Origin of the sequence: Deinococcus hopiensis KR-140, from assembly GCF_900176165.1 — a bacterium.
Classification (GTDB): domain Bacteria; phylum Deinococcota; class Deinococci; order Deinococcales; family Deinococcaceae; genus Deinococcus; species Deinococcus hopiensis.
Genome location: NZ_FWWU01000009.1, coordinates 938,003 through 959,846, shown reverse-complemented (window position 1 = coordinate 959,846; position 21,844 = coordinate 938,003). Strand labels below are relative to the sequence as shown.

Genomic DNA, 21,844 nt, shown 5'->3' with positions numbered 1-21,844 from the left:
GCTCACCTGTGGAGGGGTTTGTACCGTCACTTTCCGGCGTAACGCTGCCATGGCCTTGCTCAACTGCTGTCGCATACATTCCTCCTCGTCTATGTTCTGAAGATCACATTGCGTCGCTTCCCCTAACGGGGGCCTTACTGTGAAAAACCCTCTTTTCAGGTTGAATCTTAAGTTGTATCTGTTCAACGCTTCTCCACCACCGCCCGGTACAGCATCTCCAATCCAGCCACAGCCCCAACCTTCAGCGCCGGTGCAAACCGCCGGACCCAGACGGGCAGCAACGGCACGGCATACCGGTCGAACACCACGCCGAAGATCAGCACCACCAGGGCGTCGGCGCTCTTGCCCTTCACGAGCGGCGCCCCGTCGCGCACGGCCAAGCGCACCACTCCGGCCACCGTCGTAGCGAGGGACTAAGGCCTCGGGGAAGCTCAGCCGTCTGTCCCCGAGTGCGGCCTTGATCTGATCGATGCCACCGAGCACCTGGGGCAGCAGGCGCGTGAGTAGGGCTGCCAGGTCTGTGCCATCAAGCGGGGCAGGTGAAGGTGGGGATGGAGCCGGGAGGTCAGGCAGGCCCACAGGGCGACCGGAGGGCATTGGACCCGTAGGCATGGGTACAAGCTGGCCAGTGGGCATGGGGCCTGTAGAGAGCGGCACAGGCCGCAGCGTAGCCGTTGGGGCCGGCGTCTGCAGGATGACGGTGCCCGCCTTGCGGCGGGCTTCGAGGCTGGCTTTCACGAGATCAGAACCGGGAGGAGGGGTCATGGGTGCTCCTAATCGCGGGCCCGCAGATCGGGCAGGGCGCCCGTCTGGGAAGTGGTCTGGGTGGGGACCTGCTGTACCGGATCTGTCGGATCAACTGGGACCGGAGCGATGCTGTTTGCAGCGTTCGCCCGGTCCGCACTGATGCCCCTCGCGGTATGAACGCCGAGCATCCCCACCGAAGCCAGGAGGATGTCCCCTGCCACGGCGGGCACGGCCTTCCCCGAGGTGTACCCCGGGCCGTGGCCGGGTCCATCTGTCTCCCGTTCACCCACAGCTGCTTCCAGGGAATCGAAGGGCGGACGAGCTCTTCCTGGGCGGCCAGGGCCGCCTGCTGATCACGCAGGATGGGAATCACCCGGTGGTAGCGGTCAAGGCGGTCCTGTGCCCCGTTCTGCCCGCCGTTGATGCGCTGCGTGATCGTCACCATGTCGCCCTGATCCGCTGCGGCGTTCAGGCCCCGGTCTGTCCAGAACAGGCCGCACACCTGGGCCGAGACACTGGCCTGCAGGATCAGGTTGGGATTGCCTTCCAGGTCCAGCTCGGTGCGCTGCCTGTAGGCGCGGTAGGCGTCGCGTCCGGTCAGTTGTGGCCAGCCGCCACCCCGGTAGGTCCAGCCATCATTACTGCCCGGCCGGTTGCCCATCCGTCCGTTGTAGACCTGGTTTGCCAGTGCTTGCGGATTGCCAGCGAATGGGGCCGCGCTCGCACTCGCCACTGTCGGGAAGCGGCGCGGCCAGGTCTGGCAGATGCGTGAGGCCTGAGAGTAGTGCAGGTTCTCGCGCACGCCGGTGAACTCAGACTCGTGCGCCCACTGTGCCAGAAACATGCCCAGGCGCTCAGGGCTGCGGTCAATGCCGTGGCGCTCGAGCACCGGCCGCAGGGCAGGGCATCGACGACCGCCTGCGGATCTGGGTTGCGCGGCGCCACCGCGCGGATGTGCTCAGGTTGCAGGGTGAGGTTCATACGGTGCCTCCATCGGCCAGCTGGCGGGCCATGTCGCGCATCTGGCAGCCCTGCGTGGGGCAGGTGGCCACTGCGGCCAGTTGGCTGTGCAGTTCGCCGTTCTCGCGGTTGAGGGCGTCTTTCTCTTGCTGCAGTTGCTGGATGGTGGCCGCCAGACGGAGGTTGTGGTGTTCTGCTGCCGCACCGCCTTTTTCCAGCAGGCGCACGCGGTCCTTGAGGGAGTCATTCTCCTTTTCGAGACTGTTGTTTTTCTGCTGTAACAGCGCGATTTTGGTTTCAGCGTCGGACAAGGCTCTCTTCCAACTTGTCGATGCGCTTCTCAAGCCGGTCAATGAGCGCCTGCTCGCTTGTTTTGGCGTTGGTCATCCGCACGTTGAGGAAGCCCAGGAAGCCGATGAGCACTGTCCCTACAGTGCCGATGGTCGCGGTGACCAGCGCGGAGTCAGGGGCCATGCTGCTCCCCGGGTTCGTTGATGCTTCTGGCCGCCAGGAGCTTGTAGACGATGATGGCTGTCCAGCCGTAGGTGGTTGTGCCGGTCAAGATCGTGCCTGAGCCGAGGATCAGCGAGACGACGACGCTGATCCAGAAGAGCGCCAGGAGGTAGGCAATACGTCTGCCCGTGTCCGTGGCGCTGAGGACGAGGGTCAGGCCTGTGAGCACGGCCAGCCAGCCCCAGACCGCTTGGGGCATCCAGGCCATGCCGCCGTAGCTCTTGCTGGTCTGGCTGTGGATCAGGTCGCCTCGCAGCAGGAAGACCAGGCCAAACCCGAAGGTGTGCCCCGCGATGAGGAGGCGCGCCAGGATGTGCCGGTCGTGCAGGTGGGTCTGGAAGCGCTTGGGCCAGGTGCGGAGTAATGAGGGCATGGCCACCTCTTCTCCCGGCATGACGAACTACCCAGGGGCCGGGGTAGACCTGGGTGGGAAGAAGGCAGGGGCGCTGACTAAGTGTACGAATTACATTAAGAAGACATTAAAACGTAAGAAATTAAACACTAGGCTGAGGAATGGAAATCCTTCAGTACAGCGACTTTGGCCTTGAACTGAGTGTAGGTGGAGAAACGGTTCGCGCGACACGACGGGTAGACCGTTACACGAAGCCGGGCAAGTGGCTCAAGCCTACAGAGTACGTGGAAATCTGGGAGCTTGAAGACGGCCGCCAGGTACGTGTGAGCCGCGGAGGTAAAGACATACGCTGGAGCGTGCGTTGGCGTCAATCCGCTTGATTCCATTTTCTCCCGGCAGCAGCAATCCCACTGCGCCGGAGACGGTGGGGAATGAAAAACCCCCGCGCGAGGCGGGGGCAGCGGATGTTTGAGGTGATTTAGCCTTCGCAGCCAAAGGCGCGCATCACGTCGTCAAAGTCAATAGGACGTTGTGCCTGAAGAGGCATCACAGGCTGTTGTGCCTGTTCCCGAACCACCACGCCTGCTTGAACAACAGGCGCAGTGGGAACCGGGCGGTGGACTACCACCGCCAACCGCTGGAAGGGGTTCGGGAACTGAATCATGATTCATAGTGACAATATCCGCACAAAAATTTCGTAAAAAAATGCTTGTTTATCGTCTCTCAGTGCTTGAAAAGGCGTTAGGGCCTTCCTCATCTTCTGCCACCGATGATCCGCTTAGGGCTGGGGCCTGAGCAAGGATGGAAAAACCCCGCGCGAGGCGGGGTAGATGGGATTGCAGTGGGATCAGCGCATCAAGAACTGCATGATCAGGAGGGTAAACGCGATGACACCGAACGCGAGACCCGCCATCACAGGGGTGTCGCTGCGCTTCAGATGCCAGAGGTACTTACGGTAGGAGCGCTTCACGGCACAAGCCTAGCGAGTCTTTGTCAGATTGACTACCTTCTCTCCTGATGCGAAACGAGAACCCGCCTAGGACCGGGGTCTGAGCGGGGTGAGGAAAGGGGCCGAATCCCCCGGAGAAGTGAACTCCGGGGTAGATAAGGGCTGGGGTCAGTACGCGCTCAGAGCGCCGACGCTGCCTGTGATGTACGGCGTGTCCCTCACGTACATGCGCTGTTGGTGGCAGCAACGAGGTCATAGGTTGCAGTCATGCAGCCACATAGCAGCCGTACCTGGGAACACGCTGCTGCCCCCGGTCGCAATGTAGAAATTCGCGTTTGCCGTTGCTCCGACGGCGGTGCTGGTGTGTGCCGTGCAACCGATGTTGAAGGTCCTACTTGCTCCTACATCCACCTCATTCGGTCCCTTGTTGCCGTAGTACACGCCGTTCACTCTGAAGCCAATACAGCCATCGTGTGACGTGCTGCCGTTGTCGTTGTCATTATCCAGACCGCTGTGCCGACTCACGCAGTCAATCTCACCGAAGTACGGGCGGCGGGTCGTGTAGTTGGTGTAGTTCAGACCATCCGCCCTGGACCTGGAAGAGCGCCGGGCTGCGTTGGACACATGGAAGGTGCGACTGCATATTGGTCCTGAGGGAGCAGAGAAGGTGGAAATCACCGTTCACAGCAGCCATTTTCTTATGTGCCGACTTTTACGATCATCAATATCGTTGTAAAACCGTGACACAATTCTAGCTTCGTCGTCACAGCCTCTCCCCCACCCTGTGCACAAAAAAAGCCCCCACCGGCATACCTGGGAGTGGGGGGTTTTTCGATTTCGGTTACTGCATGAAGGGGTTGGGCGATTTCATTGCTTCGCCAGCAGGGCTTGCACCTCAGCACGCCGCTGTTGCCCTTTCTCAGCGATGACGTACACCCCAAAGGCGTGGCGATCAGCGACGAGAAGACCGGCTTCACCGGATGCAGTTCTGGGCTTGACCTCCTCTGGGAGCAGCGCCAGCCAGTCCTTGAGGCGAATGGGGCCGTCTGGCATGCCAACGCTCATTTGGCCGGTGATTCGGATTCCTCCCTTAGGGCCGTCGGTCACTGCTCCTGCCTCTTGGGCTGCAGCACGATCTCCATGCCCAGGGCGTCGGCCAGGGCTGTCCAGCGATTACGCGCTACGGGCGCGGACTGAGTGAGGCAGATGGCCCGGCGGGCCGAGCGCGCGAATGAGCGACGGTTGCTCATTTCTGGCTGCATGAGGGGGGGAGTACAGTGCATCTGAGACCTCGCCTGGGAGCGGAGCCTGCGATCCTGGTTCCCCGGCCAGTTGGATCAGCAGGTGTAGGGTTTCCGAACGCGCAGGGCCTAAGGGCTCTGCGTTTTTGTTGATCAGGCCGGCCACTTGACCGTGGCCTGCTCTTCACGCACCGGGGTGCGGGCTGAGTGGGGGTGGAGTGCTGCGCGGCGCGATGAACTGTGACGAGCATCAATGAGGCAGGGTGGCAATTGTTCGTGGAGGCGATGCAGGACCCTGCCTTCCTGGCAGCGGCCGTTACCCGGAACGCGCCGACTGCCCCGGATCACAGCGCACGGATCGGCGAGTTGCGGCGGCACATGGCTGAGGCGGTACGGCGAGCGGTGACGCCTAACCTGCCGGCTGACGTGCTTGATGCGGCCCTCGCTCCTCTGCGAGAGGAGCTACGGACACTCGGGCGAGATTCTGTCCCCCGCCCTGCTGAGCTCACGCCGGACGTAACGCAGCTGGCGCAGGCCATGGCGGGCGGGTTACCTGCCGAGTCTGGAGACCCTGGAAGAGCGGCGCGAGGTGATCAATACGTGGCACGCGCGGCTGTACCTGGGTCTGGAGGGGCCTGAGAGGCTAGAGATTACTGTGCTACACGAGTTTAAGCCGTTGTAGGGTTAATGCCGGATCATCATATCGTTGTAGAAGACGCAAAATAGTCCCCTGGCTGGCCACAACTTCTCCCCACCCTGTGGACAAAAAAGGCCCCCACTTGCATACCTGGCAGTGGGGGTTCCTTTCATTATGGCTACTGCCTGGGCTGAAGCAGGGGCTGTACTACCTCCGCTCGAGTTCTTCGGCGAGGGCAATAGGTGTATCTAGCTTGGGTTGAAGCACAAGCTCCAGACCAAGTAGTTCGAGGATGGCTGGCCAGTGACTCCGGTCATTGACGACAGAGGCCTTGAGTGTGCGGCTGATGACGGGTTGAGTGGTTTGGAGGTGCTCGGCGAGCTGTACCTGCGTAATGCCCTTTGCCTTAAGGGCCTGGCGGAGTTGTTCAGCCAGGTCTTCCATGCCATGACATTAACACGCATATGATACTCGCCAACATATTATTGGGTATCATATTCACCTCAGCAGAAAAGGCACTCCCCTTCGAAAAGCAGCTGCTCTTCTGACTCCATCACCTGTGAGCAAAAGGAGCACCATGAACATTACCACCCCCCGCCAAAACAGTCGCCGACGAAGCCCGCATTGCCGACCTTGAGTACAGCGTGATTCGCGCCGCCCAACTCGTGACGCTGGGGTGGGACCACGACGGCAACCCGAGCAAGATCGTGGACGACGAGAACATGAAGTGGAGGCCTCCCACCTGCTGGGCCGCGCTTCCCACGTCGAGAAAAGAAGTCATCCTGCCCACGCCCGCTCTCATCGGGAACCCCACGGCTCACCAGGGGCACCGCACCCTCGGCCGCCTGGGCGACCGCAGCCACTCCGCCCTGGCCAGCGAAGTCCTGGGCCGCACGGTGACCGGCCTCGCGGCGCTCGCGGCAGAGGACGCGGCCACGGTGCGCAGCTACGCCTTCGGGCAGCTCGGCCTGGAGACGGAGGTGGCGGTGTGAAGCAGATCGAGTTGATGGGCGTGACCCTCGCCGGCTGGAAGGCCGGAGGCATGGTTCACCTGGCGGCGGCCGCCGAAGGAGAGGGTGCGGAGATGCGCGCCTCCCTCCTCGCAGCGTTGCTCGAGTTGAAGGGCATGACGGTGGAGGTGGCACCGTGCCGGGCCACCGACGAGAGCCTGATCCTCGTGAACGTGAATGCGGAAGTGGCGACGTGAGCCGGGCGCGGGACATGAGCGGGCGGTGCTGGGCTGGGCGGACCGGTGCCCTCCTGATCGCCTGGGATGCGGCCCAGTACCAGCGGGACCTGTGTGGGGTCTCCCTTGCCTACCGGGCGGCACGTGGAACCTGGGGAGGCTTGGCGTGACGTCTGACGAGCGCCGGGCGCGTATGGCCGAGCTGCTGCCCAGGGTGGAGACGGACCGGGCCGCCCTGGTGGAGTACGGGCGGCTCTGGATGGCCGCGAGCTACAGCGGCAGCCCCTGGAACAGGAAGCCGCACGAGGTCACCACCGGCCCCTAGCTGACGCGCCTGCTGATGGAGGCATTGGAGCGGGAGCAGGGCGCGTGCCCAGGAGATTCGATTCGACGGGTGGAAGCCGGAGAAGCCGGGCGACGTGCGCAAGGATACCGGCGAGATGATGGGGAACGTGATGGAAGGGATTGATGCGGAAGAGTACCTGAACGACTGAGGTTTGTGCACAGGTTTACCCCGCCCTATAAACAAAAATAGTCGTTAAGCCGGTGTGGCGCCAAACGAAGACGAGGCTGAGCTTGGCTTCAGCGACGGCAACTTTCAAAAGCCAGTAAGAAAAAGGTGATGAATTTCTCATTAGCATGATTCTATGCGTATATTTTTCAGCATTTCATGCTTCCTGCTTGGCACTTCAATGACTCTGGCTCTTCCCGTTAGTCAAGTCATATTCAAAAGCGTGGATACTCAAGCTTTTGCTTTCGCTGGAAAACACTGCGCTCGAGTAGATGCCAAAGAACCCGTCGCCGGACTCAGCCTACAAGACTTTCAAACTTCAATGAATGCTCTTGACCACTCCTTTCAGTCGGTGGCAAATCAATCCGGTGGAAAAATTATTTTTAAAAGTAAATTTGCTCAAAAAGATCTGTACATGGCATACATGGGTTCAACCACAAAATCAGGCGTCACCATTGCATATCATAATAATGGAACAGGATACACGTATACTTGCCGCTTCAAATAGATAAATCTTCTAGGTATACCTTCAAATATAAATCCCCGTATGGCTCAGTTTGATCTTCCATCACAGCTGCAGAACATCTCGCCCACCATCAGTTTCAGGCCAACACAGGGAGAGGATTAAAAAAGGCCCCACCCCCGCGAGGCAAGATGGGACCTTTAACTGTTGCCACCGAAACTGCTCAGCCAAGCCTCTGTTTAAGAAGGAAAAACCGAATCAGTATGAATGTTGCTCCGGCGAGGACACCTCCCGAAATAGCCATGAGGAAATGCCCAGCGCCGATCCAGCAGAAGGAGGCCAGCAGGTCTGCGGTGCGTCTGCCCAGGTCTGCGGCGCTGAGCTCGAGCGTCAGGCCGGTCAGTACGGCCCCCAGCCCAGACGACTTGCGGCAACCAGGCCATGCGGCCGCAGCTCTTGCCGGTGGGGGTTGTGAATCAAGTCGTCCTTTTGGAGCAGGAAGATCAGCCCGAACCCGGGGGTATGCCCCGCGATGAGCAAGCGGGCGAGGATGTAGCGGTCGTGGAGATGCGCACGCAAGTGTGTGGGCCAGGTGCGGAGTTGTGGGGACATGGGCACCTCTTCTCCAGGCAAACGAGAACCCCACCGCGCCGCGAACGGTGGGGAATGAAAAAGCCCCGCGCGAGGCGGGGGAGCGGGGTTACGCGTCGTCAACGCTTACAGATTCGTGGCGGCGGACGAATACAGCGAGTCCCAGCGCAGCCAGAACAAGTGCATTGAATCCGCCCCAGGCCATCAGGCCGGAGGAGAGGTGTTCCATTGGTCCCAAAGCTTATCGAAAACTGATGGACCTACTGTGAGCTTCCCCTCTAGGGCCGTGAACAAAGGAAGCCTGCCCAGGGCCTGAGCGGGGTGCAGTGCTGAACGCCTGGATTGAGAACAGCATCATTCCCCGTCATCCACCAAATCTGTCATGTTCTGACAGATTTGGTGGATTATATTATGAATATGCGCGCACAAGGTACCTTCACAACCAAGAATTTCAAACCAACTACAACTACACTCGTCCCGATGATTGAAACGGCTTTGCCCAGCAGCGTTTCCAATATGGAAAAGGTCTACTCTGGCGATGTTACGGGTCACTCATCCACTTTGTTTACTGCCGCCTTTGATCTATCAAGTGGAATTGGTAGCTATATAGCTCTAGAGGCGTTCTCAGGATCACTACTCAACAAAAATGGTGCTTTTAACTTCATTCACTCCGCTTCTACACAAGGAAATAATCGAACGGATGAATTCTTTTCAATAGTCTTTGGGAGTGGCACAGAGGACTTAAAGGGAATTCATGGGGAGGGTGGAATGGCAATCGACGGTGATGGGACACACCGAATTTGGTTCGATTTCGAGCTTTAGCCGCGTATTGGTGCTCGATCTTATCCGGTCCATCCTAAAGTGAGCTGCCCAATAACAGACCGATAAGTTCTGCTTCAGGTCACTTCAACGCATTAGAGCATTTGTCTGAATTGCCCTGCGCATGCGAGGAAGGGCACCCCTCACAGATCCATTCTCCCCAATGCGCATTCAAGCCCGTTCTGTTCGGTCAAAAAGAAATCACCTTTTTGACAAATGCTCTAAGCCAGCCATTTTGCGTGTCCACGGGAGGCTGAGGGAGGCATCAGTCATGGCCAGGACTTCCTGCTTGAGGGCCTTGATGGATAAATTCGGGGCCATCTTGCCCTTCTCGTCCCGCTGCGTCACTGCCACGCCATCCAGGAAGTTTGTAGCCCCACGTCCACGCTGCAGGGGTCCGGCACAAACCGCTTGGCGCCAGATGCGCTGGCATCTTCCTTCCAGACACCGGGCATCTGCGCGTTCAGGATCGTGCGATCCACAAAGCCGCCCAGGTCCGCACCGCTTCCTGGATGGGTGCCCAGGCATTAGCCTCGTCCCACCAATTGGTGAGGGCCCCCGGGTACTCACCGAGCTTCTTCTGCTCTTCTGCTTTGGGCTTCTCGCCCTTCTTCAGCAGTCGGCGAGAGGCCAGCGTCAGCAATGGCTCACGCCCGGTTACGCCCGCCTGATGCCGGTCGCTGATGGCTTTGGCGGGGTTGCGCAAGACGAAGGACCGCTCAATTTCGAGGCCCACTTTTGCCGCATTGAGCGGGTTCTCGCCGTTTGTTGGGTCAAGTCTGGGGCCGCTCCAGCCTTTGCCCTCGGCCCATAGGTCGCCAACATAAAGCTCTGCGGACAGTTTCAGGGTCCTGGTCGTCAGCCCGCTTACCTTGGGCGGCCTTCAGGAGCCGCGCGACGGGGGCACAATGAGGGCAGCACAGTCATGCCTCAAGGGTAGCCGGAGGGATGACGGGGAAAACCGGCCCCACAGCCAATAGGAGATACCTTTTTATGTAAAGGTGGAGTATGGTCGAATTTGAAGTCCCTATGGAAGATGTGCGGCAGGAATTGGGGCCTCAAGCGGACGCCTTTTTACTGCAACTTGAAAAGTGGTCCATCTCTACTACTTGCCATATGAGACTGGAAAAGGGTGCGCCATTATACTTTATGCGCATAAAGTATAATGAAATAAAGTCAGACATACAGGGCGATACTGTAGTCAATCTCCGACTGCTGAGAAATGCCGTGACTCTTGCTTCCATATTACGCGCGAAAAAACACAAAGAGAGCCATCATCCACAAGGGGATCTCATTTAATAGAAAAACGGAAACCCCGCCCGCGGGTGGGGTTTACCGATTATACTGAACTAAAGTTATTCCTGTATATGGCTAGATGTACGATGGGGATACATATCATGCCTGAGAGGAATTAAATAGATATGACTCTCATAAATATATGAGCGAGAATCATTATTACTCCGTATTAGGTGTCGATGAAAAATTAGAGGAGGCCTACACGGTCACAAACGATAGGTTCTCTTCTATATAATTCTTGATTAGATTTGGAAGTGTCGAGGCATTGATTGCCGAATAGGAAAAGTGATGCGTTAAGTTTCGCCCGCCAATAATGACTTGGCGGCGCTCAGGCGTGAATATGGATACACCTCCTACCTGCTGTGACGCAGCGGGCTTGATCTGCCAGGAATACGGAACGCCTTTGTGCTCGCCACGATCTTGATTCATCTATTGAGCATACAGAAACTTACCCCTGCCTGAACCCATAGGAGCAGCTGCCTGGTACCCCGTACTCCATCTCCGGCTCCTCCGGAGGAAACTCGCTTATCAGGGCGTAGCGCTCCATGTCCTTGCCGTGGTCGTACTGTTTGCACAGTTTGTCCTCACCTCTGGCACTCGCCTTCTCATCCCACAGGCACGCCGAATACTCCCGGATCCCTTGCGTATTCCACGCACACCTGGTACTCCCCGCTACGTAGCATCTGCGCCTGCCTCCAAATCCCGTTCAGCACGTCCTTGTGCGCAGCCAACACTGTGAAGCCGCGCTGCTGCAGTTCCGCCGTGAGGCTGGCCGCGCTCGGGTCCAGATACAGGTACTTCACTCCTGTTCCCCGGTCAAACACCACCAGGTCATCAGCGTATTCGCCGTCTGTCTTCTGCCGGCCTGTCTCGCGCCCATTGGAGTAGGAGGCCTTCAGCCAGACGCGAGGCGGCGGCCGTCTGGTCCCAAGGATCGGAGCAACGCGCCGCATGCTGAACAGGCCTGCGCACGTCGCGTTGCCCGTGCCGTAGTCGATGGACCCATAGTGGTAATCCGCTTCCGGGTGGTCCTCAATGACGTGCATGTCTTCATTCCAGAAGTGGTCCACGGTGCCCTCAGCAGGCACCCCCACCTCCAGGATGAACCGCTTGAACCACAGGCACACATATTCCCTTATGCACGTCCTGCGCGTAGGCCTGAGGCAGCGTCGTGCTCGCATCAATCGGCGAGGTGAAGTAGTTCAGGCCCAGGCCGTCGGGATCCTCCCGGGTACGGCGCTTGTCGATGTCGTCCGTCTTCAGTCAATGAAAGGGGCCGTCCGGGTTCGTGGTCCCAAACAGCTTCGCGCCTTCCACACTCACGCGCATGCCGCACTGCCGGAATACGTTCGCAGGCCACAACGTCAGCCCGTCTCCGTAGAAGCCGGCCGCCGTGCTAGCTCGAATACCCCCTTCCCCGTCCTTGTTGCTGGCCCCCCGATGATGTACAGCTCCCGGCAGCCCACCTACGTCTTGCCCTGCGAGAAGGAGTAGCCGAAAGCCGCGCTGGTCAACCCCCGCAAAGGCGCGAGGATGTTGCGTTCCAGGCTGCCCAGGGTCTTGCCGATCATCCACCGGAGCATCATGCTGTGAACCGTCTTGCCGGACCGCACGGGGCCGCCCCAAATGTTGAAGCGGGCGTCTGAGTCCAGGATTGAATCTTCAGGTGTCACCTCGATGGGCGCATACAGCAGCTGCGCTCCTCGTCGCGTCGGGCATGAGCTTCACGAAGTCATCAAGGCCGGAGGCATCACCTCCGCCGTCATCGTCCTCACGCCAGAGGCCGTACATCTCCCCGATCATCTCACGGGCGTGCTGGCCGTCATACAGCTCCACAGCCATCCCGAACTTCGTCCGCTTGATGGCCTCTGCGAGATGCAATACGCCCAGTTCACACGCCTTGGCAATGTCCAACCGTTCCTCTTCACGGATGACCGGCAGTCCTGACACCCACCGCACAGCGTCGGGAATCAGCTCCATTTCCAGGCGGAGCGCTTCCCGACGGCGAAACGCCTGCGCCTTCTGATGGGCCTCCAGCTCTTTCTTCGCCAACCCCGCCCACTCGGCAAAACGCTCCTCAAAGTCGACCTCTGCAAAGAGTTTGGTGAGCAGTTCTCGCACGGGGCGGTACATGTAGAGGCTGAAAAGATGTCCATCCAAAATAGGGTGTCTGGTTCTGTTGTCAGCGAACAAACAGACTTGAAAAAGTACGGGTAGGACGTTTACTGATGACCAAGTGGCCGCATCTCCAGTTCCTCGATTCCATATTCGATCTGGCAGAAGAGAGTGGGGAAGGGTGCTCAAATCTGCTCGAATGCCCATTCGCTGGCCACCAAGAAAACACGCTCTGGGTCGAGTGTTTACGCAAATACCAAAATCATACCGTTCAAGTTGGAGAGTGATCTTGGCAGCCTCTAGCTGTACTTCGGGGAAATTCAGGAGGAACCAGGGAGGCCAGCATCGGTGATGCTGGCCTCCTGCTATGCCACGTTCTTTGCCCCCTTGGACCCGACATTTTCCCACCTGGTTCGCACCCTTTCTGACGCACTTTCGCCACCGTGCAGGGCGCACTTGGGCACCGTTGTACGTGCGTGGACTGTGCAGCGGTGCGTCCCGGAAAAGCATGCAACCTCTGGCTGCTGTGGTGGCTCCTGGAAAAGAAGACCACCTCCAGCACTTCATCACCGACAGTCCCTGGCCAACTCGTCCCCTGGAAACGCTGCTGGCCGAGCGGGCCCAGCAAATGCTTGGAGGCAAAGACGCCGTCTTGATCATTGACGATACCTGCCTGACCAAATTTGGGACGAAATCCGTGGGGGTTGCTCGCCAGTATTCGGGACAGGTGGGCAAGATCACGTCCTGTCAGTGTCTGGTCTCCCTGACCTTAGCCCAGCACGAGGTCCCTGTTCCCCTGGCCCTCCGGCTCTTCCTGCCACAGGACTGGACCAGCGATCCGGCGCGTCTCCAGGCTGCTGGTGTTCCAATGGAACACCAGCTGCCACAAACCAGGTGCGAACTGGCGCTGAAAGAATTGGACCGGGTACGTCCACATGTCACCTTTGGCGTCGTCTTGGCGGATGCTGGGTACGGCGTGAATGCCCGGTTCCGGCAGGCACTCACCGAACGAGGCCTGCTGTGGTCCGTGGGCATCACCCGCGCACAGACCGTCTACCCCAAGGACGTTCGCTTGATCCCTCTCCCTCGGTTCTTCCGAGGCAGGAGACCAACGCACCCCACTCCTTCTGAAGACCGGCAGTCGGTGGAAGAAGTGTTGGCGGGTGCTGCCTGGCAGCACCTGGTGTGGCGGCACGGGACCAAGGGCCCGCTCTCAGGACGTTTCGCAGCCGAATATGTTCGCTTGGCGGATGGGGAGGAATACGCCCGAAGTCAACATCTTCCTGGTCAAGCTGCCTGGATCATTGGGGAACAGCGGCGAGGTGAAGAGCGCAAATACGACGTCTGCAACCTGCCTCCTGACACGCCCTTATCGCGGTTGGTGGAAGTGACCAAGCGCCGCTGGGCGTGTGAACTGACCCACCGGGAGCTGAAGCAGGAAGTGGGGTTGGACCACTTCGAGGGCCGGTCCTGGCAAGGTCTGCACCATCACGCCGTGCTGTGTATGGTCGCCCTGACCTTTCTCCAATGGCTTCGCCTCACCCAGCCTGACGACCTTAGGGCCGACACCATCCCCACCATTCGAGTGGAGGTGGCCGGGGACTTACCCCGGCCACCTCCATGCCAATTCTGTCCCGCCTGCACAGCTCTATTCAGTGGTCCCTGAATTTCCCCGAAGTACAGCTAGGGACGGACCTGCCGCTGCTCGAAACTGTAAAAGTTTTCGACGCTGGCACGCATGACTTCCGTGGTTCGGACGATGACCTCTTCAGGAAACGGCCCATTTTCCGCCCAGTCGGGCTTCAGAGCAAGTTTGACGTCCTGCCCTTTGAGAAGAGAGGACACCTGTAGGCATTGCGTGGACTGTACCCAGCTTTGATAGCGGCCCGTGTGGCATTAGGCCGCTTCAAATACGTCTGCACGAAAGCGCAGCGCCGAGTGTTGATATGTTTTCCAAATCATCCGTTACATTCCCTCTGCTCCGGTGATTTCACGCCCACCTGTCCCCATTTTTCCCGCTCGCTCCGCTCGGGTTGGCCCGTTATTTCATAACTGATGAATTGGAATCCCCATCAGTTGTTCCAGGGCCTCAGCGAATGTGGTGGATTCACTGCCAGTGGCCTGGCAGCGCGCCCCTTGAGCGTGCTTGTCATACCCTCTCAGTGTGACGTCTGGAGTGACGAAAAACGCACCCAGGAGGGCGCGAACAGGCCATTAAAGCAACTATGCCAGAGAAAAAATAGGGAGATGATTGACGTACCTACAGACGATCAACCCTTTCTCGTCGAGTAGGACCAACGTTTCAGCGATCTCCCTTTTGGGAAGGCGTAAAGCAGTTGAGATGGTCGCCAGAGTTTCCTTGCGCCCCACAAGCCACTCCAACACCTGCTCCTCTCCGGACGAAAGGACATACCCCGAAGCTGGCAAAAACGTCCCCGCAACTCGACTGTACGTCGCCTCAACAGGCGGAGAGGCAAAGGGGTTAGAAAAGCGCTGACGAACCTTCCCTTGACCGATGAGATCGGAGATCGATTCTTTGAAGACAGGCGCTGGAAGGTTCAGGACCGCCATCAATTCACTTGCCCCCCAGGCCAGCTTATTTTCGAGAAGCTCTAGAATTTTCGGAGTCGCGGTACGAGCAAGGGGGCTGTACTTGGTGCTTGTCATCAACAGCCTGCTTTCTTGGCGAAAGCAGGCAGGAAGCTTCTGCTGCCTCGCATTCGGGCACTATAGCCACATAGAGGCCACGTTTCCTGACGCATCCTGGTTCCAGTCGATCGCTGGCCCCGGCGTTCGCTGCTGTTCAAGCTGCTCGGTTGCCAGGCCGGTCAAATTCCGGTTGGCTTTTCTGCCCGCGTCCAGGGCTTCACCCGCCTTCATGTACCGCCAGGAGGTCATCACGCTGACACTGAAGTGCGGGACAACCAGCGGGGGCAGTCCTGCTCCAGCACCCCACCCATAGGCATGCTGGCTCACGTGGACCGGTGGTTTGACCTACCGTGTCATGCGGCCTCCCTCTGCTGCTCCAGGTGCTTGGCGAGCGTCTTGCCCAGGCTGCGGCGCACGGGGCTGCGCTGGCCCTGCAACCACACCGCCAGCCGGTCCGGGTAAAAGTACGCAGGGTGAATCTCCCCTGCCCTACGCGGGCATGCGGTGCGCCCTCGTCCGCCGATACCCGCGCAGTGCTGGACGTCACGCCCAAAACGTCCGCCATCTGCAATCGCACTCCAGGTGCCCGCGGGCGGCAAGGTGAGCCCGATAGACAGTTGACTGGCCACACGACGGGCATCCTCCACCCGGTAACGGTGGGTACACCCCCTGCCCCTTGCAGCTGGGCATGGCGGATCGAGCCATACGGCGAGCGCCGCAAGCGTTGGTGCATCGTCCCGAAAGACACCCCAAAGAAGGCCGCCTGTTGCGCGATGTTCCACCACAGGCTGGGATCGTCCGCTCCTTTGGCTGGCACCTGGGCCCGGAAGTGCGCCGTAATTTTCTCGGCAGCATCGTCAAGAACGATCTGCCTTCCATACCGGGTAAAACCGAGGCCGCAACTCTTGATGTTATCCCGCACGGTGCTGTCACTTACGCCAAACTCGGTCAGCAGGCGCGACGTGGGCACTCCACGTGCAGGGGCGCCAGCCGCATGAAAGGTGGCATTCCGAACCACAGCGACGGACAGGCTCATGTGCGCGGCCACCTCCCGGAGAGTCATGCGGCGTTCCCGGTCGCCCTGAACGATGGGCGCGAGCTTCTTGCCGTCGTACTTCCCGTCCGGCCGCTTGTAGGCGCGGCGCCGCTGATTGGTCCAGGCGTCCTTGCCTGACATCAGCCCTCTCCGCCCAGGGAGGTGAGGCCTGCGTCAGGCCCAGCAGCACCTGACAAACCGCAGTTCCCGCCGGATCACCTTGAGGGCGGCTTCCTGCGGGTCGGTGTACCCAATGCCCCGCATGAGCGCCTCGACCAACCGCCAGGCCCCGGAAATGTCCTCCTCGGGACACTCCTCCCACTCTTCCAGCATCCTCCAAACTGGCCTGCACGTCCGACTGAGCTGCGGGCGCTGAGACACACCTGTGGGATTCGACCTCGGCGTGCACTTCTTCCAGCAGGTGCATTTCGTCCTTGCTGGCCGCGCGGCCGTCCGCATCAAGGTGGCCAGACTGTCAGAGAGGGCGTCGCGAGGCACCCCACTGATCTTGCCCGGACGGTACCAGTAGCGTTAGGGGCCGTTGCGTTAACTTGAGCACCTGATGCTGTACACGCACGAAATCCTCCAACTCATGCGTGGCCTCGAACGCGACCACCCTCAACGCACTGTCCGGGCCCGCGACATCGTCAAAGAAATGCAGATCCGTCATCCGAGTGGGACAAACAGCAGGTTCAGCTACGCCATAGGCGACATGGTCATTCGCAAATTGATTGAACGCGTCGGTCAGGGGTTGTACCGCATCCGCAAATAGCGAGGGCGTCACGAGGCACCGCCCTGATACCAATTGCATCTCCCCCTCACGCTTAAGCTGCGTCCATGGACTTCTTCCTGCCCGACACGCACCTGATGCGTATCAAGCATCTCAATGAGGGGCAGACAGAACTCACTATGGTGTTGGAAATTGGGCGCCTCGAAGTTGGTGACCTCCTAATCGGTTCGACCGATACCTGGAAAGTAACCAAGGTGCTTCCCAGCATCGGTGAAGTGCGCGTTCAAGTCCGCAAAGCCTGAGGTCACAGCGCACCGCCTTCCTGTCCGCCCTGAGCGGGTGCGATACGGGTGGCCTCGAAGTTCCTGCTCACCTGTGCTTGACTGCTCAGATGGCGCTTCATTCCTTGCCCCGTATACGTGTCCGAAAGGCTGTGCTGGACGAGATCCCTGGCCACCTGTACCTCCAGCCAGGCGTGTTGCTGTGTCAGCCCGGTGACACCCTTTTCGTAGATGGCTACGGGCGCTTTCGCGTCCTGAAAGTTGTTTGGGCCGGTGAGAATATGGATGAAGCCGATGTGCAGGTCGAAGTTCTGTCCTAGTAGGTCACTTGCCATAGGTGTAACACGGAATCACTTTGATTCCTGCATATAGCTAGATGTATGACGAGGATACCTATCACGTCTAGGACGACTTAAATAGATATGACTCTCATAACCATATGAGCAAGAATAATTATTATTCCGTATAATGGTACTCCGTTGACTGGCGGGAACCTGATGGATGGCGCCCGTGTTTCTGGGGTCAGCGCGGTACGGAAAGAGTGGGAATCCCCCGTGTTCTTCGCCAGCACTTTCAGACTCAACGGAGTACCAATAAGCTTTCAGGATGCCTCGTGTCCAGAAAAACCCGCTGCGTTCCCTGACCGAAGAGGAGCGCGCGACGTTGGAGCGATTGAGCCGGTCGCATCACACCGCCGCGATCATTGTCGGACGGGCAAAGACGATCCTCGCCGTATCGACTGGCATGACCTATACCGAAGCGGCTCGATGGTGTGGACGACGATCCGGTGAGGGGGTCGCGCGTCTGGTCTCCCGCTTCAATCAACACGGGTTAAAAGCACTCGAAACTCGTCCAGGTGGGCGTCCTCCCGTCGTCTACGGTTCCGCAGAGCGGAACCGTATTTTAGAAACAGCACGTCGTGCCCCAGATCGGGAGCAGGACGGCACAGCGACCTGGTCTCTGGTGACTTTGCAAAAGGTGCTGCGCCGTGAGGCCGGATTCGAACGCTTGAGCACCTTTACCATCTTGGGTGTCTGACACGACGCGGGGCTCACCTCGCAACGGGACCGAACCTGGTGCAAAACAGGAAACGCCAAACGACAACGCAAAACAGGCGTTGTCGTGGTGCGGGACCCAGATACCGAGGCCAAAAAAAATTGATTGAGCGGGGCTATCTTGAAGGTGAGCAAGGTGGTCTGGCCGTGTGGGTCGAGGATGAAGCTGGACCCTACCAAACGATTCCCCAGCCTGGCAGCGCCTGGCAACCCGCAGGGCAACCGACGCGTCTTCCACACGAATATGTCCGGGCGGGAACAGCAAAGTTGCTGACCCTCTTCCACCCCGCCAGTGGTGGGGTGCGTGTTCGTGGGGTGACCCGTTGCACGAACGCCGTGCTCCACCCTTGGATGCGACAGACCCTCTCCGAAGTACTCCAACCCCTGCCGGTGGCAACGGTGTTGCCACCGGCAGACAACCGTGGCGCGTGGGAAAGGTGGCAGGAAGGACTGTGCGTCAAGTTCACGCTGCTCGACACCTTGCCGCCTCTTCGCATGTTGCTGATCCTCGACAATCTCATCGGACATAAGACGCCAGCACTGGTGTGTTGGTTGATGGAGCAGGGCATCATGCCGCTGTACACCCCTGTGGCCGGGAGTTGGCTCAATATGGCGGAGTCGATTCAGCGCATCTTGGCTCGTCGTGCGTTGGCAGGTCAATGTCCGAGCAGCCCAACTCAAATCATCCAGTGGTTGGAGAGGGCGGCTCGAGGATGGAATGCGCACCCGACCCCGTTCGTTTGGGGAGGAAAAAGAAGGGCTCGCCGTCAGCGAGCCTATGCGAGGCGACATCCTCTAGGTGGGTCTGGCGCGACGACCCTTCAGGTCGTCCAGTGAATACCTACAACCATGCCAAGTGACCCACTAGCTGTACTTCGGGGAGATTCAGCGACCACTGAATAGAGCTGTGCAGGCGGGACAGAATTGGCATGGAGGTGGCCGGGGACTTACCCCCGCCACCTCCGCTCGAATAGCGGGAACGGTGTCGCCTCTGAGGTCGTCAGGCTGGGTGAGGGAAGCCATTGGAGAAAGGTCAGGGCGACCATACACAGCACGGCGTGATGGTGCAGACCTTTCCAGGACCGGCCCTCGAAGTGGTCCAACCCCACTTCCTGCTTCAGCTCCCGGTGGGTCAGTTCACACGCCCAGCGGCACTGGGTCACTTCCACCAACCGCGATAACGGCGTGTCAGGGGGCAGGTTGCAGACGTCGTATTTGCGCTCTTCACCTCGCCGCTGCTCCCCGATGATCCAGGCCGCTTGACCAGGAAGATGTCGACTCCGAGCGTATTCCTCCCCATCCGCCAGGCGAACATACTCGGCTGCGAAGCGTCCTGAGAGCGGGCCCTTGGTCCCGTGCCGCCACACCAGGTGCTGCCACGCAGCACCCGCCAGCACTTCTTCCACCGACTGCCGGTCTTCAGAAGGAGTGGGGCGCCTTGGTCCCTCTCCCTCGGAAGAACCGAGGGAGAGGGATCAAGCGAACGCCCTTGGGGTAGACGGTCTGTGCGCGGGTGATGCCCACGGACCACAGCAGGCCTCGTTCGGTGAGTGCCTGCCGGAACCGAGCGTTCACGCCGTACCCAGCATCCGCCAAGACGACGCCAAAGGTGACATGTGGACGTACCCGGTCCAATTCTTTCAGCGCCAGTTCGCACCTGGTTTGTGGCAGCTGGTGTTCCTGTGGAACACCAGCTGCCGTGAGTCGAGCGGGATCGCTGGTCCACTCCTGCGGCAAAAAGAGCCGTAAGGCCAGGGGGACTGGCACGTCGTGCTGGGCCAACGTCAAGGAAACGAGGCATTGACAGGGGGTCACTTTCCCGAGCTGCCCAGAATATTGACGGGCGACGCCGACAGACTTGGTGCCGAACTTCGTCAGACACGTGTCGTCAATGATCAGCACGGCGTCTTTGCCGCCAATCATCTGTTGGGCCCGCTGAGCGAGCAGGATTTCCAAGGGCTCGGTCCACCAGGGGCTGTCCGTGATGAACTGCTGGAGATGGTCCCCTTTCCCAGGCGCGACGACGCCTGCCAAGGGCTGCATGCTTTTTCGGTCGACCGTACTTCACAACCCACGGACGTACAGAGGGGCCCAAGCCCGCTGGGCCCGGTGGCGAAAGTGCGTCAGAAAGGGCGCAAACCAGGTCGGAAAGTGTCGGGTCCAAGGGGGTACAGAACGCGGCAGAGCTGAAAGCCAGCATTGATGCTGGCTTCCCTGGTCCCCCTCTAAATTTCCCCGAAGTACAGCTAAGCGAGGCTGCCTGCAGAAATATGTGTGGGCGTTAGAAATACCTGCCCGGGGCCGGTAAGGGTGTAGACCAGGCCTTCACCGCTGCGCACGCCACTGCGCACACCGCCTCCCAACGCGGACAGCGTAGGATTCATGCTCGCCGTGTACATCAGCATCATGTCACCATCGATAACGACGCTCTCACCCGCCCGGATGTCCAGCACCTCGATCTCGTGCACGCTGACCGGAGACTCAATGACAAATAAGCCAGTGCCGTCGAGGCGCGGCTGCACCAGACCGTTGCCGCTGGCGGCTCCCTGGAAGTTCCTATGGGTGTGTGTGCTGAGCTTCACGGTGCCCTGGGCAGCGTAGTACGCCTTGTCGTCCACGAGCATACTGTCGCCCCCTTCAAGGGTGGCGAAGATGAAATGCTGCCGGGTGGGCTCGGTCCAGACTTCTCCCGTGCCGGTCACACGGGTGCCGAAGGCCGATTCTCCCGTTCCTGCGCTCTGGACGGCCCGCTTGAGAAAACCCGCCTTGCGGCTTGGGTCTTGTTGCATCACCTCGAATTGAAGCCGACCGTGCGAGTAGGAGAGGATGCCCGGCTCCAGCACCACACTGTCGTTTTCCAACGTGAATTTGATCTGACGCGTCCCGGTATCGGTGTAGACCTCACGGAAGCTGGGCGTTCCCCCAGCGGGACCCTGCACGAGTTGGTTGCTCACCTTGCAGATGGCGTAGAGTTCGGCCTTCAGACCACGGAAGGTTTCACTGCTGATGGGAATTCGGTAACTCACTCTTCCAGGGTACGTGTTCTTTCGAGGGGACGAGGAGGGCTTCGGAAGCGGGTAGCGGCATTGGCCTACCGGCCGATGGCTCACGCGCCTGCTGATCGATGCCCTGGAACGGGAGCAACCCAAACGCGAAAGCTGTCCGCGCCTCAGATGGAGAGCAGGGCACTCCTCACGGCGTCTAACGTGAGGAGCGCCACTGCTACCAGGAGAAGGACCAGAATTGGAGTCGAGAAGGGACGCGGCATGCCTGGAAGCTATGCCTCATTGACTGACAGAGGTGTCACCCGCGGGAGGCAAGGTGGGGCCGTTCATTTGGCACAAGTTGTCCGAGAGTCAGAACCTCATCCTCCTACTCAACGGGAAACAGGTACGGTATAGGCGAAGGTTATCGTGATGTCGCTGGTCAACACCACCTGCTGTCCTGCAGGTACGGCATATCCCTCAACAGGTTGTGGAATCACGAAATACGTTTCGTCCCCAGGCAACGCGGAAATCTTCTTGGACCCTGTTACTGAACCCTCGAACACCACCTTATTCCTCGTGATGTTGCGAACCACAAGGGGGACTGGTTGTGCCGTCGCCAAGGTGACCACCCTCAGTGTGCGCAGGGCAGGGCGAGGCGGCAGGGTGGAGCATGAAGTTATCGTCCCACCAAGCAGGGCCAGCAGCGCGAGCCGTTTCATGCGTTCC

At 59.5% G+C, this 21,844-nt stretch carries 35 protein-coding genes and 1 pseudogene; 13 read left to right on the top strand and 23 right to left on the bottom strand.

The genetic code is table 11. The features are described 5' to 3' along the window. Positions 1–182: 182 nt before the first annotated feature. From B9A95_RS18230 to B9A95_RS33925, 8 genes are all read right to left on the bottom strand, one after another. Entirely contained in the window at positions 183–389 is a 207-nt protein-coding gene (locus tag B9A95_RS18230) for a hypothetical protein (protein ID WP_139806872.1), read from the bottom strand. 353 nt (positions 390–742) lie between these two features. Beyond that, positions 743–1,636, bottom strand: coding sequence for a glycoside hydrolase family 19 protein (locus tag B9A95_RS18225; RefSeq protein ID WP_084048593.1), 894 nt, complete (start codon positions 1,634–1,636; stop codon positions 743–745). An 88-nt stretch (positions 1,637–1,724) separates the two neighbouring features. After that, positions 1,725–2,018, bottom strand: coding sequence for a hypothetical protein (locus B9A95_RS18220; protein ID WP_084048592.1), 294 nt, complete (start codon positions 2,016–2,018; stop codon positions 1,725–1,727). Beyond that, positions 2,005–2,181 carry a hypothetical protein gene (locus B9A95_RS33935; RefSeq protein WP_170928704.1) on the bottom strand — a complete coding sequence of 59 codons (177 nt, stop codon included), beginning with the start codon at positions 2,179–2,181 and terminating at the stop codon, positions 2,005–2,007. Before B9A95_RS33935 ends, B9A95_RS18220 begins: the two co-directional genes overlap by 14 nt. Continuing rightward, entirely contained in the window at positions 2,171–2,593 is a 423-nt protein-coding gene (locus B9A95_RS18215; protein ID WP_084048591.1) for a hypothetical protein, read from the bottom strand. Before B9A95_RS18215 ends, B9A95_RS33935 begins: the two co-directional genes overlap by 11 nt. Positions 2,594–3,419: 826 nt before the next feature. Beyond that, positions 3,420–3,542, bottom strand: coding sequence for a hypothetical protein (locus B9A95_RS36355; protein WP_281255880.1), 123 nt, complete (start codon positions 3,540–3,542; stop codon positions 3,420–3,422). 846 nt (positions 3,543–4,388) lie between these two features. After that, positions 4,389–4,574, bottom strand: coding sequence for a hypothetical protein (locus tag B9A95_RS18205; protein ID WP_084048589.1), 186 nt, complete (start codon positions 4,572–4,574; stop codon positions 4,389–4,391). 50 nt (positions 4,575–4,624) lie between these two features. After that, positions 4,625–4,771, bottom strand: a complete 147-nt coding sequence (locus B9A95_RS33925) for a hypothetical protein (RefSeq protein WP_170928702.1) — start codon at positions 4,769–4,771, stop codon at positions 4,625–4,627. A gap of 231 nt (positions 4,772–5,002) precedes the next feature. Here B9A95_RS33925 and B9A95_RS32465 point away from each other — a divergent pair, with 231 nt between their 5' ends. Continuing rightward, positions 5,003–5,401, top strand: a complete 399-nt coding sequence (locus tag B9A95_RS32465; RefSeq protein ID WP_139806871.1) for a hypothetical protein — start codon at positions 5,003–5,005, stop codon at positions 5,399–5,401. Positions 5,402–5,606: 205 nt separating this feature from the next. Here the strand turns inward: B9A95_RS32465 and B9A95_RS18200 are convergent, their stop codons facing one another. Next, positions 5,607–5,843, bottom strand: a complete 237-nt coding sequence (locus B9A95_RS18200) for a helix-turn-helix domain-containing protein (RefSeq protein ID WP_084048588.1) — start codon at positions 5,841–5,843, stop codon at positions 5,607–5,609. Between the two features lie 200 nt (positions 5,844–6,043). Here B9A95_RS18200 and B9A95_RS18195 point away from each other — a divergent pair, with 200 nt between their 5' ends. The 4 genes from B9A95_RS18195 to B9A95_RS32460 all read left to right on the top strand — a co-directional run bounded on the left by B9A95_RS18195 (position 6,044) and on the right by B9A95_RS32460 (position 7,604). Beyond that, positions 6,044–6,391 (top strand): hypothetical protein, encoded by a 348-nt coding sequence (locus B9A95_RS18195; protein ID WP_084048587.1) that lies wholly within the window; start codon positions 6,044–6,046, stop codon positions 6,389–6,391. After that, the gene (locus tag B9A95_RS18190) at positions 6,388–6,606 is read left to right on the top strand and encodes a hypothetical protein (protein WP_084048586.1); all 219 of its coding nucleotides are present in this window, start codon (positions 6,388–6,390) and stop codon (positions 6,604–6,606) included. Before B9A95_RS18195 ends, B9A95_RS18190 begins: the two co-directional genes overlap by 4 nt. Positions 6,607–6,751: 145 nt before the next feature. Then, entirely contained in the window at positions 6,752–6,910 is a 159-nt protein-coding gene (locus B9A95_RS33920) for a hypothetical protein (protein WP_170928701.1), read from the top strand. Between the two features lie 322 nt (positions 6,911–7,232). Continuing rightward, positions 7,233–7,604, top strand: a complete 372-nt coding sequence (locus B9A95_RS32460) for a hypothetical protein (RefSeq protein WP_139806870.1) — start codon at positions 7,233–7,235, stop codon at positions 7,602–7,604. A 354-nt stretch (positions 7,605–7,958) separates the two neighbouring features. On the opposite strand, the gene B9A95_RS18185 is transcribed toward B9A95_RS32460, so the two are convergent. Continuing rightward, positions 7,959–8,171: a hypothetical protein gene (locus tag B9A95_RS18185; RefSeq protein WP_139806869.1), complete on the bottom strand. Its 213-nt coding sequence runs from the start codon at positions 8,169–8,171 to the stop codon at positions 7,959–7,961. A gap of 390 nt (positions 8,172–8,561) precedes the next feature. On the opposite strand from B9A95_RS18185, the gene B9A95_RS18180 reads away from it, so the two are divergent. Then, positions 8,562–8,972, top strand: coding sequence for a DUF3224 domain-containing protein (locus tag B9A95_RS18180; protein WP_342744598.1), 411 nt, complete (start codon positions 8,562–8,564; stop codon positions 8,970–8,972). Between the two features lie 460 nt (positions 8,973–9,432). On the opposite strand, the gene B9A95_RS18175 is transcribed toward B9A95_RS18180, so the two are convergent. After that, positions 9,433–9,705 (bottom strand): hypothetical protein, encoded by a 273-nt coding sequence (locus B9A95_RS18175; RefSeq protein WP_084048584.1) that lies wholly within the window; start codon positions 9,703–9,705, stop codon positions 9,433–9,435. 272 nt (positions 9,706–9,977) lie between these two features. Between B9A95_RS18175 and B9A95_RS32455 the strand changes: the two genes are divergently transcribed. After that, positions 9,978–10,268 (top strand): hypothetical protein, encoded by a 291-nt coding sequence (locus tag B9A95_RS32455; RefSeq protein WP_139806868.1) that lies wholly within the window; start codon positions 9,978–9,980, stop codon positions 10,266–10,268. Positions 10,269–10,463: 195 nt separating this feature from the next. Here the strand turns inward: B9A95_RS32455 and B9A95_RS32450 are convergent, their stop codons facing one another. The 4 genes from B9A95_RS32450 to B9A95_RS18160 all read right to left on the bottom strand — a co-directional run bounded on the left by B9A95_RS32450 (position 10,464) and on the right by B9A95_RS18160 (position 12,398). Continuing rightward, positions 10,464–10,694 carry a hypothetical protein gene (locus B9A95_RS32450; protein WP_139806867.1) on the bottom strand — a complete coding sequence of 77 codons (231 nt, stop codon included), beginning with the start codon at positions 10,692–10,694 and terminating at the stop codon, positions 10,464–10,466. Positions 10,695–10,870: 176 nt separating this feature from the next. After that, the gene (locus tag B9A95_RS18170; RefSeq protein WP_139806866.1) at positions 10,871–11,353 is read right to left on the bottom strand and encodes a hypothetical protein; all 483 of its coding nucleotides are present in this window, start codon (positions 11,351–11,353) and stop codon (positions 10,871–10,873) included. Between the two features lie 378 nt (positions 11,354–11,731). Next, the gene (locus tag B9A95_RS18165; protein ID WP_084048582.1) at positions 11,732–11,938 is read right to left on the bottom strand and encodes a hypothetical protein; all 207 of its coding nucleotides are present in this window, start codon (positions 11,936–11,938) and stop codon (positions 11,732–11,734) included. After that, positions 11,928–12,398, bottom strand: a complete 471-nt coding sequence (locus B9A95_RS18160) for a hypothetical protein (RefSeq protein WP_084048581.1) — start codon at positions 12,396–12,398, stop codon at positions 11,928–11,930. Before B9A95_RS18160 ends, B9A95_RS18165 begins: the two co-directional genes overlap by 11 nt. 349 nt (positions 12,399–12,747) lie before the next feature. On the opposite strand from B9A95_RS18160, the gene B9A95_RS18155 reads away from it, so the two are divergent. Beyond that, positions 12,748–14,046 (top strand): IS701 family transposase, encoded by a 1,299-nt coding sequence (locus tag B9A95_RS18155; protein ID WP_084048580.1) that lies wholly within the window; start codon positions 12,748–12,750, stop codon positions 14,044–14,046. A 136-nt stretch (positions 14,047–14,182) separates the two neighbouring features. On the opposite strand, the gene B9A95_RS37235 is transcribed toward B9A95_RS18155, so the two are convergent. From B9A95_RS37235 to B9A95_RS18135, 3 genes are all read right to left on the bottom strand, one after another. Continuing rightward, positions 14,183–14,302 carry a terminase small subunit gene (locus B9A95_RS37235; RefSeq protein ID WP_425429957.1) on the bottom strand — a complete coding sequence of 40 codons (120 nt, stop codon included), beginning with the start codon at positions 14,300–14,302 and terminating at the stop codon, positions 14,183–14,185. Positions 14,303–14,603: 301 nt separating this feature from the next. Further along, positions 14,604–15,047: a hypothetical protein gene (locus B9A95_RS18145; RefSeq protein ID WP_084048578.1), complete on the bottom strand. Its 444-nt coding sequence runs from the start codon at positions 15,045–15,047 to the stop codon at positions 14,604–14,606. Between the two features lie 335 nt (positions 15,048–15,382). After that, positions 15,383–15,658: a hypothetical protein gene (locus B9A95_RS18135; RefSeq protein WP_084048576.1), complete on the bottom strand. Its 276-nt coding sequence runs from the start codon at positions 15,656–15,658 to the stop codon at positions 15,383–15,385. A 137-nt stretch (positions 15,659–15,795) separates the two neighbouring features. Here B9A95_RS18135 and B9A95_RS32445 point away from each other — a divergent pair, with 137 nt between their 5' ends. Beyond that, positions 15,796–16,203: a hypothetical protein gene (locus B9A95_RS32445; protein WP_139806865.1), complete on the top strand. Its 408-nt coding sequence runs from the start codon at positions 15,796–15,798 to the stop codon at positions 16,201–16,203. Between the two features lie 36 nt (positions 16,204–16,239). Here B9A95_RS32445 and B9A95_RS33915 read toward each other — a convergent pair whose 3' ends face one another. Further along, entirely contained in the window at positions 16,240–16,398 is a 159-nt protein-coding gene (locus B9A95_RS33915; protein WP_170928698.1) for a hypothetical protein, read from the bottom strand. A 229-nt stretch (positions 16,399–16,627) separates the two neighbouring features. Here B9A95_RS33915 and B9A95_RS18130 point away from each other — a divergent pair, with 229 nt between their 5' ends. Together B9A95_RS18130 and B9A95_RS18125 are read left to right on the top strand one after the other, a co-directional pair. Beyond that, positions 16,628–16,837 (top strand): hypothetical protein, encoded by a 210-nt coding sequence (locus B9A95_RS18130; RefSeq protein WP_084048575.1) that lies wholly within the window; start codon positions 16,628–16,630, stop codon positions 16,835–16,837. A 65-nt stretch (positions 16,838–16,902) separates the two neighbouring features. After that, positions 16,903–17,097 (top strand): hypothetical protein, encoded by a 195-nt coding sequence (locus B9A95_RS18125; protein ID WP_084048574.1) that lies wholly within the window; start codon positions 16,903–16,905, stop codon positions 17,095–17,097. 2 nt (positions 17,098–17,099) lie between these two features. On the opposite strand, the gene B9A95_RS18120 is transcribed toward B9A95_RS18125, so the two are convergent. Then, positions 17,100–17,411 carry a hypothetical protein gene (locus tag B9A95_RS18120; protein WP_084048573.1) on the bottom strand — a complete coding sequence of 104 codons (312 nt, stop codon included), beginning with the start codon at positions 17,409–17,411 and terminating at the stop codon, positions 17,100–17,102. Between the two features lie 271 nt (positions 17,412–17,682). Between B9A95_RS18120 and B9A95_RS18115 the strand changes: the two genes are divergently transcribed. Both B9A95_RS18115 and B9A95_RS18110 read left to right on the top strand, forming a co-directional pair. Then, entirely contained in the window at positions 17,683–18,114 is a 432-nt protein-coding gene (locus tag B9A95_RS18115; RefSeq protein ID WP_245808369.1) for a helix-turn-helix domain-containing protein, read from the top strand. Positions 18,115–18,152: 38 nt separating this feature from the next. Then, the gene (locus B9A95_RS18110) at positions 18,153–18,968 is read left to right on the top strand and encodes a transposase (protein ID WP_342744597.1); all 816 of its coding nucleotides are present in this window, start codon (positions 18,153–18,155) and stop codon (positions 18,966–18,968) included. A gap of 48 nt (positions 18,969–19,016) precedes the next feature. Here the strand turns inward: B9A95_RS18110 and B9A95_RS37230 are convergent. The 3 genes and pseudogenes from B9A95_RS37230 to B9A95_RS32440 all read right to left on the bottom strand — a co-directional run bounded on the left by B9A95_RS37230 (position 19,017) and on the right by B9A95_RS32440 (position 21,837). Beyond that, a pseudogene (locus B9A95_RS37230) lies at positions 19,017–20,315 on the bottom strand (IS701 family transposase). Between the two features lie 62 nt (positions 20,316–20,377). Next, positions 20,378–21,157 (bottom strand): AIM24 family protein, encoded by a 780-nt coding sequence (locus B9A95_RS18095; RefSeq protein ID WP_084048569.1) that lies wholly within the window; start codon positions 21,155–21,157, stop codon positions 20,378–20,380. A gap of 350 nt (positions 21,158–21,507) precedes the next feature. Then, a complete protein-coding gene (locus B9A95_RS32440; RefSeq protein WP_139806863.1) occupies positions 21,508–21,837 on the bottom strand; it encodes a hypothetical protein in 330 nt (109 codons plus the stop codon). Positions 21,838–21,844: the final 7 nt, after the last annotated feature.